Source organism: Streptomyces sp. NPDC040589, from assembly GCF_055594445.1.
This window is the reverse complement of sequence record NZ_JBVIWP010000008.1, coordinates 37,924-53,083: the sequence shown is the minus strand read 5'-3', so window position 1 is coordinate 53,083 and position 15,160 is coordinate 37,924. Positions and strand designations below refer to the sequence as shown.

The 15,160-nt window shown below is 71.9% G+C and carries 15 protein-coding genes; 6 read left to right on the top strand and 9 right to left on the bottom strand.

What is annotated here, in order from left to right; all coding sequences use genetic code 11:
• The first annotated feature begins 88 nt into the window (after positions 1–88).
• Positions 89–601 carry a DUF2165 domain-containing protein gene (locus ACZ58V_RS30245; protein ID WP_468194397.1) on the top strand — a complete coding sequence of 171 codons (513 nt, stop codon included), beginning with the start codon at positions 89–91 and terminating at the stop codon, positions 599–601.
• On the opposite strand, the gene ACZ58V_RS30240 is transcribed toward ACZ58V_RS30245, so the two are convergent.
• Both ACZ58V_RS30240 and ACZ58V_RS30235 read right to left on the bottom strand, forming a co-directional pair.
• Entirely contained in the window at positions 594–1,154 is a 561-nt protein-coding gene (locus tag ACZ58V_RS30240) for a hypothetical protein (RefSeq protein ID WP_471293900.1), read from the bottom strand. The genes ACZ58V_RS30245 and ACZ58V_RS30240 overlap by 8 nt on opposite strands.
• A gap of 87 nt (positions 1,155–1,241) precedes the next feature.
• On the bottom strand, positions 1,242–2,225 hold the full coding sequence (locus tag ACZ58V_RS30235; protein ID WP_471293897.1) for a glycosyltransferase family 2 protein: 984 nt from the start codon (positions 2,223–2,225) through the stop codon (positions 1,242–1,244).
• Between the two features lie 106 nt (positions 2,226–2,331).
• Between ACZ58V_RS30235 and ACZ58V_RS30230 the strand changes: the two genes are divergently transcribed.
• Together ACZ58V_RS30230 and ACZ58V_RS30225 are read left to right on the top strand one after the other, a co-directional pair.
• A complete protein-coding gene (locus ACZ58V_RS30230) occupies positions 2,332–2,802 on the top strand; it encodes a GtrA family protein (protein WP_468194390.1) in 471 nt (156 codons plus the stop codon).
• Positions 2,803–2,820: 18 nt separating this feature from the next.
• Positions 2,821–4,230, top strand: coding sequence for a hypothetical protein (locus tag ACZ58V_RS30225; RefSeq protein WP_471293894.1), 1,410 nt, complete (start codon positions 2,821–2,823; stop codon positions 4,228–4,230).
• A 4-nt stretch (positions 4,231–4,234) separates the two neighbouring features.
• Here the strand turns inward: ACZ58V_RS30225 and ACZ58V_RS30220 are convergent, their stop codons facing one another.
• From ACZ58V_RS30220 to ACZ58V_RS30195, 6 genes are all read right to left on the bottom strand, one after another.
• Positions 4,235–6,820 carry a bifunctional FO biosynthesis protein CofGH gene (locus ACZ58V_RS30220; protein WP_471293892.1) on the bottom strand — a complete coding sequence of 862 codons (2,586 nt, stop codon included), beginning with the start codon at positions 6,818–6,820 and terminating at the stop codon, positions 4,235–4,237.
• A gap of 43 nt (positions 6,821–6,863) precedes the next feature.
• On the bottom strand, positions 6,864–7,070 hold the full coding sequence (locus ACZ58V_RS30215) for a hypothetical protein (protein WP_468194383.1): 207 nt from the start codon (positions 7,068–7,070) through the stop codon (positions 6,864–6,866).
• Between the two features lie 141 nt (positions 7,071–7,211).
• On the bottom strand, positions 7,212–7,670 hold the full coding sequence (locus ACZ58V_RS30210) for an RICIN domain-containing protein (protein ID WP_471293890.1): 459 nt from the start codon (positions 7,668–7,670) through the stop codon (positions 7,212–7,214).
• A gap of 126 nt (positions 7,671–7,796) precedes the next feature.
• Complete coding sequence (locus ACZ58V_RS30205; protein WP_468194379.1) at positions 7,797–8,642, bottom strand: LLM class F420-dependent oxidoreductase; 846 nt, start codon at positions 8,640–8,642, stop codon at positions 7,797–7,799.
• 53 nt (positions 8,643–8,695) lie between these two features.
• Positions 8,696–9,202 (bottom strand): DedA family protein, encoded by a 507-nt coding sequence (locus tag ACZ58V_RS30200; protein ID WP_471293886.1) that lies wholly within the window; start codon positions 9,200–9,202, stop codon positions 8,696–8,698.
• Complete coding sequence (locus tag ACZ58V_RS30195; RefSeq protein WP_468194373.1) at positions 9,199–9,897, bottom strand: class I SAM-dependent methyltransferase; 699 nt, start codon at positions 9,895–9,897, stop codon at positions 9,199–9,201. The genes ACZ58V_RS30200 and ACZ58V_RS30195 overlap by 4 nt, the downstream gene beginning before the upstream one ends.
• 132 nt (positions 9,898–10,029) lie before the next feature.
• Between ACZ58V_RS30195 and ACZ58V_RS30190 the strand changes: the two genes are divergently transcribed.
• The 3 genes from ACZ58V_RS30190 to ACZ58V_RS30180 all read left to right on the top strand — a co-directional run bounded on the left by ACZ58V_RS30190 (position 10,030) and on the right by ACZ58V_RS30180 (position 13,476).
• Positions 10,030–11,175: a sensor histidine kinase gene (locus ACZ58V_RS30190; protein WP_471293883.1), complete on the top strand. Its 1,146-nt coding sequence runs from the start codon at positions 10,030–10,032 to the stop codon at positions 11,173–11,175.
• On the top strand, positions 11,172–11,822 hold the full coding sequence (locus ACZ58V_RS30185; protein WP_468194368.1) for a response regulator: 651 nt from the start codon (positions 11,172–11,174) through the stop codon (positions 11,820–11,822). Before ACZ58V_RS30190 ends, ACZ58V_RS30185 begins: the two co-directional genes overlap by 4 nt.
• A gap of 148 nt (positions 11,823–11,970) precedes the next feature.
• Positions 11,971–13,476, top strand: coding sequence for a CehA/McbA family metallohydrolase (locus ACZ58V_RS30180; RefSeq protein ID WP_471293880.1), 1,506 nt, complete (start codon positions 11,971–11,973; stop codon positions 13,474–13,476).
• Here the strand turns inward: ACZ58V_RS30180 and ACZ58V_RS30175 are convergent.
• Complete coding sequence (locus ACZ58V_RS30175; RefSeq protein ID WP_471293878.1) at positions 13,448–15,091, bottom strand: hypothetical protein; 1,644 nt, start codon at positions 15,089–15,091, stop codon at positions 13,448–13,450. The two genes, ACZ58V_RS30180 and ACZ58V_RS30175, sit on opposite strands and share 29 nt — an antisense overlap.
• Positions 15,092–15,160 lie beyond the last annotated feature (69 nt).

The following is a 15,160-nucleotide window of genomic DNA, read 5'->3' as shown; positions in this document are numbered from 1 at the left end:
GTTCATACGGGTGCGGGACCAAGCGCGCACGGAGCAGAGCCGGTTCGCGGTGTCGCGTCCGCCCCGGCGTCCGGGGAGAATGATCGGCATGGCCACCTCCCCAACTTCACGCGGCGTGCTGCCTCTTGCCGCCATGCTGCTCACCGCCACCATCGCCCTCTACATGACGCTCGTCGCCTTCGGGAACATCACCGACTTCGGCACCAACCAGCAGTTCGTCCGGCATGTGCTGGCCATGGACACCACGTTCAAGGACGAGGACCTGATGTGGCGGGCCATCACGAGCGAGGCCCTTCAGGACGCCGCGTACATCGCGATCATCGCGTGGGAGACGGTCGCCGCGTTCGTCCTCATAGCCGGGAGCTGGCTGTGGGCCAGGCGTGATCAGCGGCGGGCCCGGCAGCTGTCGACGTACGGGCTGCTGATGGTGATGCTGCTGTTCGGGGCCGGGTTCATCGGGATCGGCGGCGAGTGGTTCTCGATGTGGCAGTCCGAGAACTGGAACGGGCTGGACGCGGCGACCCGTGTCTTCCTGTTCAGCGGTGTCGTGCTGATCGTCAACCAGATGTCGGACCGGGGGACGCAGACTCCCGCTACTTGACCACGGCCACGGTCGTACCGACCGTGCCGAACGCCCACAGTGCCGTGCCGTCCGCCTTCCGCATCCGGACTCCGCCCGTCTTGGTGCCGGAGGCGGAGGGCGGCGGTGAGGCGCCGTCGACCGCGTTGGAGAAGGCGACGGAGACGCCGGACTTCGCGGCGAAGTACATGATGTGCTCGATCTGGACGCCGTCCGAGCCGGTCGTGCCCTCATTGCGCGACGACACCGTGTACGAGCCGGGGTCGGGGCTGACCGTGCCCGGCCACACGGTGAACGTACGGCGGCGCCCCTCGCTCGCGTCGACCAGCCACACCCGCTTCTCGCCGAGGGAGTAGACGATGCGGCGGCCGGTGCCGGAGCCGTCGGGCACCCGGGTCGGTGCGGACGCGGTGGGGGTGGGCCGCACGCCCGCCGAGGCCGCGCTGCTCGGCTTGGCCGACGTGGCGGTGGGGTGCGGGCCCCGGTCCGCCTGTACGGCCAGGACCGTCACCGCGGCTATCGCTCCCACGGTCAGCCCGGTCGTCCAGGCCCACGAAGGAAGTCGGGCAGGCACGGGCACGCATCTCCTCGGTCACGGGACCCCGCACGGACATCGGGGTTCCGATCATCGTACTGCGCGCATGGCCCTTTCCCGGCGGCCTCAGGGGGTCTTGCGGACCGGTACCGGACCGGTTCCGGCGCCATGGGCGGTGTGGAGCGGCGCGCGGGCGGGGGCCGGGTAGGAGAGGTGCACGAGCCGTGACTGTTCCTGCCGCATGTGCATGAGCGACTCGAGGATGTAGCCCACGAGCAGGACGAGGGCCGCGATGGTCATGATGGCGGCGGCGAGGATCGCCGTGGGGACACGGGGCACCGTGCCCGTCTCGATGAAGTCGGCGATGACGGGGATGCCGAGGATGACCGAGACCAGGGCCAGCACACCCGCGATCACGGTGTGGACGAGCGAGGGGCGCTCGCGCCGCGCCAAATCGAGGATGACCCGCAGGATGCGCCAGCCGTCCCGGTAGGTGCGCAGTTTGCTCTCGCCGCCGGCGGGCCGGACCCGGTAGTCCACGACGACCTCGGCGGTGGGGAGGCGGAGGTGGAGGGCGTGGATGGTCATCTCGGTCTCGGTCTCGAACTCGCGGGCCAGCGCCGGGAAGGACTTCACGAAGCGCCGCGAGAAGACCCGGTAGCCGCTGAGCATGTCGGTCACGTCGTTGCCGAACAGGGACCGTACGGACCCGGTGAGCAGCTTGTTGCCGACCGCGTGTCCCGCCCGGTAGGCCCCGTCGACCGTCACCCGGCGGGCGCCCACTACCTGGTCGTAGGGCCCCTCGAAGAGCAGGTCCACCAGGTCCCGGGCGCGGGCGGCGTCGTAGGTGTCGTCGCCGTCGATGAGGAGCAGGGCATCGGCGTCGACGTCGGCGAAGGCGCGCCGGATGACATTGCCCTTGCCCTTGCGGGACTCCTCCCGGACGATCGCGCCCGCGCCCCGGGCGATCTCCACCGTGCGGTCGGTGGAGGCGTTGTCGTACACGTAGACGACGGCCTCGGGGAGGGCCGCCCGCAGGTCGCGGACCACCTTGCCGATGGCGGCCTCCTCGTTGTGACACGGCACGACACACGCGATCGTCGGTTCCACGGCCGCTCCCTCCTCGGATCTCGGGCCGAATGCTCACACAATAGGAAATATTGCGATATGAGCGTGGCTGTGCGGTGAGGGCGCGCCGGGTCGTTACTCTCACCGTGTGCCGGTCCTCGCATCTGCCGCGCTGCGTGCGCGGGACGCTGTCAAGGGCATCTGGCGCGAGGCCGCCAAGTTCGGTGTCGTCGGGGCCCTGGCCTTCGTCGTCGACAACGGCGGTTACAACCTGCTCGTCTTCGGTGTGCCCGGCGGCGCGCAGGGCGGAGTGCTGCGGACCGCGCCCGTCCAGGCGTCCGTTTTGGCGACGACGGCGGCCGCGCTCTTCAGCTGGGTCGGCAACCGCTACTGGACCTATCGCCACCAGCACCGCGAGAAGGTGACCCGCGAACTCCTCCTGTTCCTCGTGGCGAACGGCGTCGGGCTGCTCATCACGGCCGGCACGGTCTTCGCCTCCCGGGAACTGCTCGGGCTCGACTCGGCGCTCAGCGACAACACCGCCCGGATCTTCGGCTGGGTGCTCGCGACCCTGTTCCGCTTCTACGCCTACCGGCGCTACGTCTTCGTCACACCCTGAGAAGCTAATATCCGACATATGAGACGAAAGCCGCTGGTGCAGCACTGGGTCTGGGTTCTGGCCGCCGTCGCCGCGTGCTGCTGCCTGGCCACGGTCCTCGTCTTCGCCCCCGGCTATCTGAGTCCCGACAGCCTCGACCAGCTCCGCCAGGCCGAGGGCAAGCTGCCCCTGACGGACTGGCACCCGCCCGTGCTGAGCCTGGTGTGGCGGGCACTCATCGCCGTCACCGGCTCGATCGCGTCGATGCTCGTCCTGCAGTCCCTCGTCTTCTGGGGCGCACTGGGAGTGCTGTCCTGGTGCGTGTGGGGGCTGACCGGTAGCCGTGGCGGCTCACTCGCCGTGCTCGGCCTCGGACTGGCGCCCTTCGTGCTGACGTTCGTCGGGGTGATCTGGAAGGACGTCCACGCGGCGTTCGCGCTGCTCGCCGCGTGCGCGGTCGCGTTCACCGGGCTGCGGCTGCGACCGCGGGACAGCGGCCTTCGCCGTCCCGCCCTGCGGTGGGGGCTGCTCGCTCTGGGCGTGCTGTTCCTCGCGTACGCCATGCTGGTGCGCAAGAACGCCTTCTTCGCCGCCATCCCCGTCTTCGTCCTGCTGGTCCTCGCGCTGTGGGGCTCACCCGGACGCCGTACGTGGGTGACGTGCACGGCGGCACTCGTGGCCGCCCTGGTCGTGCCGGCCGCCGCCATCTCCCTGTTCGCCCGGCCCCTGGAGACGAAACAGGGCACACAGATCATGCTCGACGACCTGGTCCACGTCCTGCGGGTGGACGAACTCCGGTCGGCGGACGTGTCACCCGGCCTCAGGGACCGGCTCGTCGCCTCCGCCGAGGAGTGCCGGCGCGTCGGCGCCCTGTCGGACGCCTACTGGGCCTGCTACGCGCGCCCGGCGGACGGGCTGCGCGGGGACTCGGGCGAGATCACGTCCCTGTGGCTGGACGAGATGAGCGGGCATGTGCCGGGGTATCTCCAGTACCGGCTGCGGCTCTTCGCGAGTCTGCTGTTCGACACCGGCTACGTCTACAAGGCGGGGATCACCCGCAACGACCTGGGCGTCGAGGTGGCGCACCCCCGCCTGGAGGACATGCTCAGCACGTACGTACGCGGCATGGCGAGTGACCTGCCGTGGCTGTTCCGCGGCTGGTTCTGGCTCGCCGTGGCACTGGTGCTGGCCGTCCGCCCGGGCAAGGGCGTGTTCTGCCTGCCGGTCCGGGCGCTGGGCATCAGCTCGGCGGCCTACATCCTCGGCTATCTGCCGATCATGCCCGCGACGGACTTCCGCTACCTCTACTGGCCGGTGATCGCCTGCTCCCTGGGGCTGGCCCTGCTGTGGCTGGGCCGGGGCACGGCTCCCCCGCCGCCGAAGAGCCCCGGTGCCGCAGCCGACCGTGCCGTGACGGCACATCAGCCGGCGGACACCGGGGGTCGGTAGAGCGTCAGTCCAGTACCGGCAGCAGCTCCGGCAGATGCCCGTCCGACGCCTGGGCCGCCTGCTGTCGCTCCTCGGAGATGTCCCCGTAGAGGGTGTTCCGGGGCTTCGACGGGCGGCCCGCGGCGTCGGCCACCGCGATGAGGTCCTTGACCGACTTGTACGAGCCGTACGACGAGCCCGCCATGCGGGAGATCGTCTCCTCCATGAGCGTGCCGCCCAGGTCGTTCGCGCCGGAGCGGAGCATCTCGGCGGCGCCCTCGGTGCCGAGCTTCACCCAGCTGGTCTGGATGTTGGGGATGTACGGGTGCAGCAGCAGCCGGGCCATGGCCGTGACCGCGCGGTTGTCCCGCATGGTCGGGCCCGGGCGGGCGATCCCCGCCAGGTAGACCGGCGCGTTGGTGTGCACGAACGGCAGCGTCACGAACTCGGTGAAGCCGCCCGTGCGCTGCTGGATGCCCGCGAGGGTGCGCAGGTGCCCGAGCCAGTGCCGGGGCTGGTCGACATGGCCGTACATCATCGTCGAGGACGACCGGATGCCCAGCTCGTGGGCCGTCGTCACGACGTCGATCCAGTCCGCGGCGGGCAGTTTGCCCTTGGTGAGGATCCAGCGGACCTCGTCGTCGAGGATCTCGGCGGCCGTGCCCGGGATGGTGTCCAGGCCCGCTTCCTTGGCGGCGGTCAGCCACTCGCGGATGGACATGCCGGTGCGGGTCGCGCCGTTGACGACCTCCATCGGCGAGAAGGCGTGCACATGCATGCCCGGGACGCGTTCCTTCACCGCCCGCGCGATGTCGAAGTACGCCGTGCCGGGCAGGTCCGGGTGGATGCCGCCCTGCATGCAGACCTCCACCGCGCCGACGTCCCAGGCCTGCTGCGCCCGGTCGGCGACCTGGTCGAGGGAGAGGGTGTAGGCGTCGGCGTCCGTGCGGCGCTGGGCGAAGGCGCAGAAGCGGCAGCCCGTGTAGCAGACGTTGGTGAAGTTGATGTTGCGGGTGACGATGTAGGTGACGTCGTCACCGACGGCCGACTTCCGTACGTCGTCGGCGACCCGGGCGAGGGCGTCCAGCGCCGGTCCGTCCGCGTGCAGCAGGGCCAGCGCCTCGTCGTCGGTGAGCTTCGTGGGGTCGTCGGCGGCCGTGCGCAGGGCCTCGCGCACGTCCGTGTCGATGCGCTGCGGCGCCATGCCCGGGACGGCGGCCTCGCGCAGGGCGCCCCAGTCGCCGTACACCTCGTCGAAGTCGTCCCGGCGGTCGGAGGTACGGCCCTCGGTGTCGATCGTGGAGTGCAGGTCGGTGCGGCCGGACGCCGTGAAGACCTCCTCCGGCTCCTGCCACGGCAGGCCCTTCGGAAGGGCGTCGGGGCGGGCCAGCCCGGTCTCCGGGTCGGCCAGCGCGGCCACGTGTGGGCGCAGCCGCGGGTCCAGCCAGGGCTCGCCGCGCCGCACGAACTCCGGGTACACGCAGAGCCGTTCCCGCAGCTCGAAGCCGGCCGCCCGGGACTTCTCGGCGAGCTGCTCGATCTGCGGCCAGGGGCGCTCGGGGTTGACGTGGTCGATGGTCAGCGGGGAGACCCCGCCCCAGTCGTCGATACCGGCGCCGATCAGCCGCTCGTACTCGTCGTCGACGAGGTTGGGCGGGGCCTGGATGCAGCCCGACGGGCCCATGAGCAGCCGGGCGACGGCCACCGTGGCGACCAGCTCGTCCAGTTCGGCGTCCGGCATGCCGCGCATGGCGGTGTCCGGCTTGGCGCGGAAGTTCTGGATGATGAGTTCCTGGATGCCGTGGTAGGCCCGGGTCACCTTCCGCAGCGCGAACAGCGACTCGGCGCGCTCCTCGTAGGTCTCCCCGATGCCTATGAGGACCCCGGAGGTGAAGGGGACGGAGGACCGCCCGGCGTCCTCCAGGACGCGCAGGCGCACGGCGGGCTCCTTGTCGGGAGAGCCGTGGTGGGGACCGCCCGGCTCGGACCAGAGCCGGGTCGCGGTCGTCTCCAGCATCATGCCCATGCTGGGGGCCACCGGCTTCAGGCGCTGGAAGTCGGTCCAGCTCATGACGCCCGGGTTGAGGTGGGGCAGCAGGCCGGTCTCCTCCAGGATCCGGATGGAGATGGCCCGTACGTAGGCGAGGGTGTCGTCGTAGCCGTGCGCGTCGAGCCACTCGCGCGCCTCGGGCCAGCGGTCCTCGGGCTTGTCGCCGAGGGTGATGAGGGCTTCCTTGCAGCCGAGGGCGGCGCCCTTGCGGGCGATGTCCAGGACCTCGTCCGGGGACATGAACATCCCGTGGCCCTCGCGGCGCAGCTTGCCGGGGACGGTGACGAAGGTGCAGTAGTGGCACTTGTCCCGGCACAGCCGGGTCAGGGGGATGAACACGCTCTTCGAGTACGTGATGACGCCGGGCCGGCCGGCCGCCTCCAGGCCGGCGTCCCGGACCCGGGCGGCCGAGGCCGACAGGTCCTCCAGCTGCCCGCCCCGGGCCTGGAGCAGCACCGCCGCCTCGGCGACATCGAGGGAGACGCCGTCCCTGGCCCGTTTCAGGGCGCGACGCATGGAGTTCTCGGTGGGGCCCGTTCCGGAGGTCGCGGAAGTCGTCATCCTTCGAGCATACGAGTGCGCTGATCAACCCGGGCGAGCCACGTCAGTGGAAGGCCAGCCACCCGATGCCCAGGGCGGACGTGAGCCCGGCGCCGGCTATGGCGGCCGGCCTGTTGCGGTGCAGCGCGAACCAGACCAGCGCGGCGGTCACGAGCACGGCCAGGGTGCCGATCGCGGCACGCGACAACCCTTGGCTGTAGCCGTACTCGTTGAAGTGCCGGACGAGCCAGGCCAACCAGGCAATCCTCATGACGCTTCCCCCCATGGCAGCTGGAAACCGGGCGGGTCACACCTGTCGGCCGCGATGGTCGGTCGCGCACCGGTGCTCGCCCACCCGGCTCTTTCGCCCGCAGCTTACTGATCGTTCCGGGCGCGCGGCCGGGGCCTGCCGTCAGGCGGCCCAGACAAGCCAGCGCTGGGAAGGACCGCCGGTGCACAGCGCCGTGGAGACGCGGTCGTTCGCCCCGCGCGCGAGGCACTTGTGGTTCACGTTGTTCTGGATCAGCGCGCCCCCGGGTGACGATGTGTCGACGGACCACAGCGCCGCCTCGTCGGCGGCGGCACAGGGCTTCATGGTCAGCTCGCCGTTGCGCAGCGTGAGACACAGCTTCGTGGCCACCTGCCGGAGCGCGGTGAGCCGGATCTCGTCGTTCCAGTGCCACTTCTGGTAGTCGGTGCCGTTGCAGTTGAAGACGTACGGGCCGTAGTCGGCCCGGAAGTCCAGGCACGCCCCTGCCGGTGCCTGGTTCTCGAAGGCGCTGGTCCTCGGTGCCGCGCTCGCCGGTGCGCTGCTCAGGCCCAAGGCGAGCCCGACGACCGCTCCCACGGCGGCCAGTCTGGTCAGATTCATGAGTCCCCCTCTGCTCGGCCGGTTCCGCCCAGGTGGTACCCGGATGCGGCCTCGGCGAGGCCGGAGTGACCACACCTGTACATCTGTTCCACAAGCGGCGAACCCACCTCCCTGAAGGGGGAGTTGTCAGAGGTACTCCTGGTACGCGTCCAGCGCCTTCAGCACCTCGGCCTCCCCCGCCGGCGGCAGCTGCACCACGACCTCCTCGATGCCGAGGCCGGCGTAGTGGGCGAGCTTGCCCGGGGTCGGGTGGACGGCGTACGGGACGACCTGGAGGGCCTCGGGGTCACGGCCCGCTTCGGTCCAGGCCGTGCGCAGCCGGGGCAGGGATTCGGAGAGGCCGCGGCCGCCGATGGGCAGCCAGCCGTCCGCGTACTCGCAGATGTGGGCGAACAGCTTGGGCCCGGCGGCCCCGCCGAGCAGCGTGCGCGGGCCCACGACCGGGCCGCGCGGCTTCTGCACGGGCTTGGGGTGCGCGTGACTGGCCCGGACACCGCCGAACTCCCCCTCGTACGCGACCGGTTCCTCCGACCACAGCGCCCGCATCAGGGCCATCCGGTCCCGGCCCAGCTCGCGCCGGGTGTGCCACCGTACGCCGTGGTCGGCGGCCTCCTCGACGTTCCAGCCGAAGCCGAGCCCGAGGGTGAACCGGCCGCCGGACAGATGGTCCAGGGTCGCGACCTGCTTGGCCAGGTCGATCGGATCGTGCTGGGCGACGAGCGTGATGCCCGTGCCGAGACCGAGCCGCTCGGTGACGGCGGCGGCCTGGCCGAGCGCCACGAACGGGTCGAAGGTACGGCCGTACTCGCGCGGCAGCTCGCCGCCCGCCGGGTACGGGGTGGTCCGCTCGACGGGGATGTGCGTGTGCTCGGGCAGATACAGCCCGGCGAAACCGCGGCCCTCCAGCTCCCGGGCGAGCCGGGTCGGGGTGATCGTCTCGTCGGTGAGGAAGATCGTTACGGCGATGCGCATGACCCATCTGTACCCGAGGGACAACCAGGCGTCCATACCGACCGGTCGGGCTTTCAGGTGACCGTCGCGAGTGCCGCATAGCCGATGCCGGTCTCGGCGGTGGCCCACAGGGCAGCGGCGGCGGTGCTGTAGGGCGCGATGCGGTGGTAGGGCAGGCGGGTGGCGCCCGCGAGGTGGGGGGTGAGGGTGCGGACCACCGGGAGGAAGCGGGCCAGGAAGACGGCTCCGCCACCGCGGCGGTCCATCTGGGTCTCGGCCTGCCGCCAGGCGGCGGCCGGGATGCGGCTGCCCAGGTTCCCCGTGCGCAGGCGGTCGCCCAGCAGGGCTCCGGTGCGGTGGGCCAGGAAGTCACCGGTCACCGCCGCGGCCGTGGTGACACCGATGACCAGGGGCAGGCTCAGAGGTCCGGTGCGGGCCAGCGCCCCCGCCGCGAGCAACAGGCCGAGGCTGGGGACGAAGGCGCCGAGCAGCAGGACGGACTCGGCCAGGACCGCGGCGGCCAGCACCGCGTAGGCGGCGGTGGCGGGGAGGTGACCGAGGAGGTCCGACGGGACGGTCACCGGCCGGTTCCGGTGACGGCATGCGGCTCGCCCCGCTCTTCCCGCCCGGCACGGCACGGCTTGCGCAACTGCCAGACCCGAGCCGGCGGAAGGTTCGCCCACACCGACCAGCGGCCGGTGGCGTACCGGCGCTGGTAGGCGGCCATGACCTCCTCGACGGCACGGTGCCTGCGGGTCTGCGCGCGGGAGGACAGCAGGGTGCGGGCGGACCGGGTGCCCAGGTAGGCGAAGTAGGTCAGGGTGCCGCCGGGGTGCAGCAGCTCCAGGTAGCGGGCCATGATCGCTTCGACGCCGTCGGGGGTGAAGTTGGTCAGGGGCAGGCCGGAGACGATCACGTCGTAGCACTGTTCGCCCGGGAGGTCCTCGACGTAGGAGCGGTGGACGCGGACCCGCTCGGGCTCGCCGGCCAGGTGCGGGTGGGTGTCGACGAGCCGGCGCAGCCGGTCGGCGAAGCGCGGGTTGGCCTCGACGACGTCCAGGCGGCTGCCCGGGGTCAGTTGGGGTATCAGGGCGCGGGTGACCGCGCCGGTCCCGGCGCCCGCCTCCAGTACGGTCAGCGGCCCCGGGGCCAGGGTGCGCACCGGGTCGGTCAGCACACGGGCGAGGGCCTTGCCGCTGGGGGCGACGGCGCCGGTGGTGCGCGGATCGCGGGCGGCTTCGGTGAGGAACGTCCAGTCCATGGTTCGTAGAGCCATGGTTTTGACGCTAGGAACCGGGCCGCGCCCGGAGATCATGCGTTGTGCGGCCGTCTTCCCCTACGAAAGTAGGGGGTGGAAGGGGACTGAGGTCGTACGGCGGGCGGACCGTGGCCGCCTAGGATCCGATGGGTGAAACGGAGAGATGGCTTCCGGTGGGGCACCCTCGGGCGCTGGTGCCTGGTTGTGCCGCTGACCGCCCTCGCCGTGCTGAACAGCGCCAACACGGCCGGCGGCCGGTATCTGATCCCGGCCACCGTCGCGGCGGTGCTGTGCGGGGCGGCCCTGCTGGTGCCGCGGCTGCCCTGGTACGCCGCGGCCGGGCTCACCACCGTGGCGACCGGGCTGTGGGGGTGGCCTCTGCTGGTGCTGCTGCTCGTCGCGCTGTTCGACCTGGCGTCGCAGCGGCGTGCCTGGGCGGCGCTGGGCTGTGCCGCGACCGCGCTGGTCGCCAACCTGCTCATCCCTCCCGCGGTCTCACTGTGGACCCCGCAGCGGTACGGCTCCACCCTGTTCGTGCCGCTGGCCCTGGTGGGCGGGCTGTGGGTGGGCAACCGGCGCCGGCTGCTGCGGGCGCTGGGCGACCAGGTCGAGCATCTGCGGATCGAGCGGGCGCTCCGCGAGGAGGCGGCCCGGTCCGCCGAGCGGTCCCGGATCGCCGCGGAGATGCACGACGTACTGGCACACCGCCTGAGCCTGATCGCCCTGCACACGGGTGTCCTGACGACCAGGAGCGAGCCGCTGCCCGAGCCGGTCGTGGAACGCCTGACCCTGCTGCGTACCGCCTCCACCGAGGCCCTGGCCGACCTCCGCGACGTCCTCGGCGCCCTGCGCGATCCCGGGGCCGAGCCCGTCGAAGCCGCTCCCGTCCCCGTCCTGCGCGATGTGGACGAGCTGGTCGAGCAGGCTCGGGCAGCGGGGCAACAGGCCGAGCTGGAGAGGGACGGGCTGCCCGAGGAGGCTCCCGCCGCGCACCGGCTGGCCGTCTACCGTCTCGTCCAGGAGGCGTTGACGAACGCCCGTAAGCACGCCGGAGGTGCCCCGGTGCGCGTCCGCGTCACCTACCGGCGGCCCGCCACCACGGTGGAGGTCACCAACACCCCCGGCAGCTCGGCCGGACCCGCCGTCGCGTCCGGTTTCGGGCTGGTCGGGCTGCGCGAGCGGGTCACCGCCCTCGGCGGCGACCTGTATGCCGGGCCGAGCGGCGCCGGCAGCTGGCGGCTGGCCGCCCGCATCCCCCACCCCACCTCTGTCGAGCAGAACGGCATCCCCACATGATCCGCGTCCTGATCGCCGACGACGACGCCCTGGTCCGCCTGGGCCTGGCCGACCTCCTCGACGGGGACCCGGGCATCGAGGTCGTCGCCCAGGCCTCCGACGGCCTGCACGCCGTCGAGCAGGCCACCGCGCACCGCGCCGACGTCGCCCTCGTCGACGTACGCATGCCCCGCATGGACGGCATCACGGCCACCGCCCGGCTGCGCGCCCTACCCCACCCACCGAGGGTGATCACGCTGACGACCTTCGACCTCGACGAGTACGTCTACGACGCCCTCGCGGCCGGGGCCGACGGCTTCCTCCTGAAGGACACCGACCCGGCCGAGATCCTGCGCGCCGTCCGCCTCGTCGCCGCCGGCTCGGCGATGCTCCACCCCAGCGCCGCCCGCCGCCTCATCGACCGCTACCACCGGACGGGCGGGCCGCGGGCGACCGCCGCCCGGGCCGGCCTCGACCGGCTCACACCCCGGGAACGCGACGTGCTGGCCCTGCTCGCCCAGGGCGAGACCAACGCCGACATCGCCGCCCGGCTCGGCATGCGCGAGAGCACCGTCAAGGCCCACGTCAGCCGCATCCTCACCGCGCTGGAGGTCACCAACCGGGTACAGGCGGCCCTGCTGGCCCGCGACGCCGGCCTCACCGCCTGAAGTCCCCGCCCCACGCGGCCTGTTCCGCTGCTGCCCGCCGCCGTATCCCCTTCCCTTGCCCGCGAGTTCACGGCTCAATACAACGGTTGCACGCACCACCCCTGCACCACCCATGCCTTGTCACCGACGACACCTTGGGAGCAGCAGCATGTGCGAGGACAACCACGGCGGGCTCGCCCGACGCGCTCTGTTCGTGACGGGAGCCGCCGCCGCGCTTACGTTGGGAAGCGTGAGCTTCGCTTCAGCGGCCGACGGGGACCAGGAGACCAGAACGGTGCGGGGCACCCTGCCGCCCGGCTCCCCCGACTTCGTGTACGTGCCCGTCGAGGTCCCGGCCGGGGTCCGGGAGATCAAGGTCGCCTACACCTACGACCGGCCGGCCGTCCCGGCCGGGACCACGGGCAACGCCCTCGACATCGGCGTCTTCGACGACCGCGGCACCGAGCTCGGCGGCCGGGGCTTCCGGGGCTGGTCGGGCGGGGCGCGCACCGAGTTCTTCCTCCGCGCCGACGACGCGACGCCCGGCTACCTCCCGGGCCCGGTGCGCGAGGGCACCTGGCACATCGCGCTCGGCCCGTACACGGTCGCCCCGCAGGGCCTGTCCTACGAGATCACGATCACGCTGACGTACGGCGAGCCGGGCGAGGCCGCCCGGCCGGTGTATCCGCCGGAGCGGGCCAAGGGGCGGGGGCGTGCCTGGTACCGGGGCGACTGCCACCTCCACTCCTGGTACTCCGACGGCCGCCGCACCCCCGCCGAGATCGGGGCGCTGGCGCGGGCGGCGGGGCTGGACTTCATCAACTCCTCCGACCACAACACGCACTCGGCGCACGCGCACTGGGCGGATGTGGCCGGGGACGACCTGCTGGTCATGCTGGGCGAGGAGATCACCACACGGAACGGGCACGTGGTGGCGCTCGGAACCGACCCGGGCACCTTCGTCGACTGGCGCTACCGTGCCCGCGACAACCGCTTCGGCCGCTTCTCCCGGCAGATCCGCCGCGCCGGCGGCCTGGTCGTCCCGGCCCATCCGCACGCGACCTGCGTCGGCTGCAACTGGAAGTTCGGCTTCGGCGAGGCGGACGCGGTGGAGGTGTGGAACGGCCCCTACACGCCCGACGACGAGGTGACGCTGGCCGACTGGGACAGCATGCTGGTGGCGTCCGTGCGGGGCGAACGCGGCTGGATCCCGGCGATGGGCAGCAGCGACGCCCACCGCGACCCGGACCCCGTCGGCAGCCCCCAGACGGTCGTCCTCGCCGACGACCTGACCCGTCAGGCGATCCAGGAGGGCATCCGGGCGGGACGGTCGTACATCGCCGAGTCCGCCAGGCTCGCGCTGTCGTTCCGGGCGTCCGGGGGCCGCGGCGAACACGCGGGCATCGGCGAACGTCTCGCCGTCGGCCGCGACACCCCGGTCACCGTCCGCCTGGAGGTCACCGGCGCCCCGCGCTGCACGGTCCGCTTCGTCACCGACCAGGGCGTACTGCACACGAGCGCGCCGCTGCCGGTGGCGGGCGCGGGGGTCGTCGAGTGGCGCACGACGCCGTCGTACGCGGCCTACGTACGGGCCGAGGTGCGCCACGAGGCGGCGGCGGGGCCGGTGCCGGGGCCGCTGGCGGCGTTCACGAACCCGATTTTCCTGGGGCGTTGACACGGCGCACCACGTACTCGAACAGGTCGGGGCTCCAGCGGCTCATCATTGCCTCGAGCAGGTCTTCGACTCTGGCTCCCAGTTCCTTCAGCAGCCGGTCGAACAGGGAGAGGTCGCCGTCGGCCCCGAAGTACATCATCACGGCGACCGCTCCCACCAACCTGTCGTCGGCCTCCTCGACGAGGAACCCGAACAGGTCGCGGAGCGCCCGTTCGTCCAGTTCTCGCAGGCCCCGGTGGAACCGCTGGGCCACGGGGGCCGCGGGCCTGAGCTTCGGGCTGTCCTGGCGGCTGACCCGCACCATGACGGTCCCGGCCATGTCGCTCAGACCGGCTCCGATCAGCCCCGCCATCACGTGGAACGGGAAGCCCGGGTCGACGGCGATGCGATAGGGCGCGGCCACCGCACCGATGGTGAGGTGGAGCCCGCCGCCGGACGGCTCCCCGCCCGTCAGGGCCGCGGTGATCAGGCCCAGGGCCTCGGCCGGTGTGGTCGCGCGCCGCACCGCCGCGGCCAGCATCCGGTCGCTCAGCGAGCCGCTGGGCCCCTCGAGGTCCGACACCTCCCGGTAGTAGCCGGCGACATTGCTCTCCGTGATGCGGGACGCCACCGCCGTCACCCACGCGTCCTGGACCGTCGTTTCGCCCAGCACCGCTCCCGGCGGGCCCGAGGCTTTGGCCAGCAGCTCCGCGGCGATCCGCAGGACGTCCCGGGCCGGGCGCAGGCGGCCGACGTCGGAGACAAGAGCGCTCACATGCTCCCGGTCCTTCCTCTGCGCCAGCCACGCCATGAGGTCCAGCACCTCGTCCATCGGCCGCGACCACGCCGCCTCCGTCAGATCACGCGACGCCTCGGGAAAGTTCTCCTCTTCCCACATCCGCAGCAACTGGCCCTTGAACACCTCCAGCGGGATCGCACCCGCCGCCCCGCGCTCCGCCAGTTCCTCCTCCAGGCGCAGGACACGCTCCCGCAGCTCGCGGCTGTGCTCCTCCGCCTCGGAACGGAGTCGCTCAGCCTCCTGAAGGTCCCTCTTCAGCTGCTCGATCTCGCGTAACAGCACCTCACGCGACGCCGACAGGGATGCCTGCTCCCTGCTCAGCTCGCCCCGTGCACCGGCGGCATCGGCCCGCTCGGCACTCCAGTCCAGCTGGAGCTGCGCCAGATCCCTGGCGGCGTCATGGGCCTGCGCCTCCCGCTGCTGCAACAGAAGGTGCAGGGCCTCGACATTGCGGTTCGCCCGCTCGGTGTCACGCCGGGATCTCGCCAACTCCCCGCGCAGACTCTCCAGTCGGAACTCGGAGGGGTCGGTCTCCTTCAGCGCTGTGAGCCACTTGGCGTGGATCGCGTCCCTCGCCGCGGGCGTGACGGAACCACCGCGTTCGGCCTCGACCTCGGAGATCAGCTGCTCGATGAAGTGCTTGGTGGGCATCCGCCGGCCGCCGAAGGCGCGCGAGACCACCGACGGATCGAGGCTGATCCGTTTCGCGTACTGCCGCTGGCTGATGCCCAGCGTGTTGAACAGGTCCTTCAACATGGTGCCGAGCTCGGCAAGTTCGGGCACCTCACCGCGTTCGATCTCCGATGAATTCCCGGAATTGCGGGCCACGACGGTCAAGGCGTCCCCCCGAAGTGTTGACTCGGTCCTGGCACCATGGTGCGCCTTTCGCAACGTACCCGACAGGAC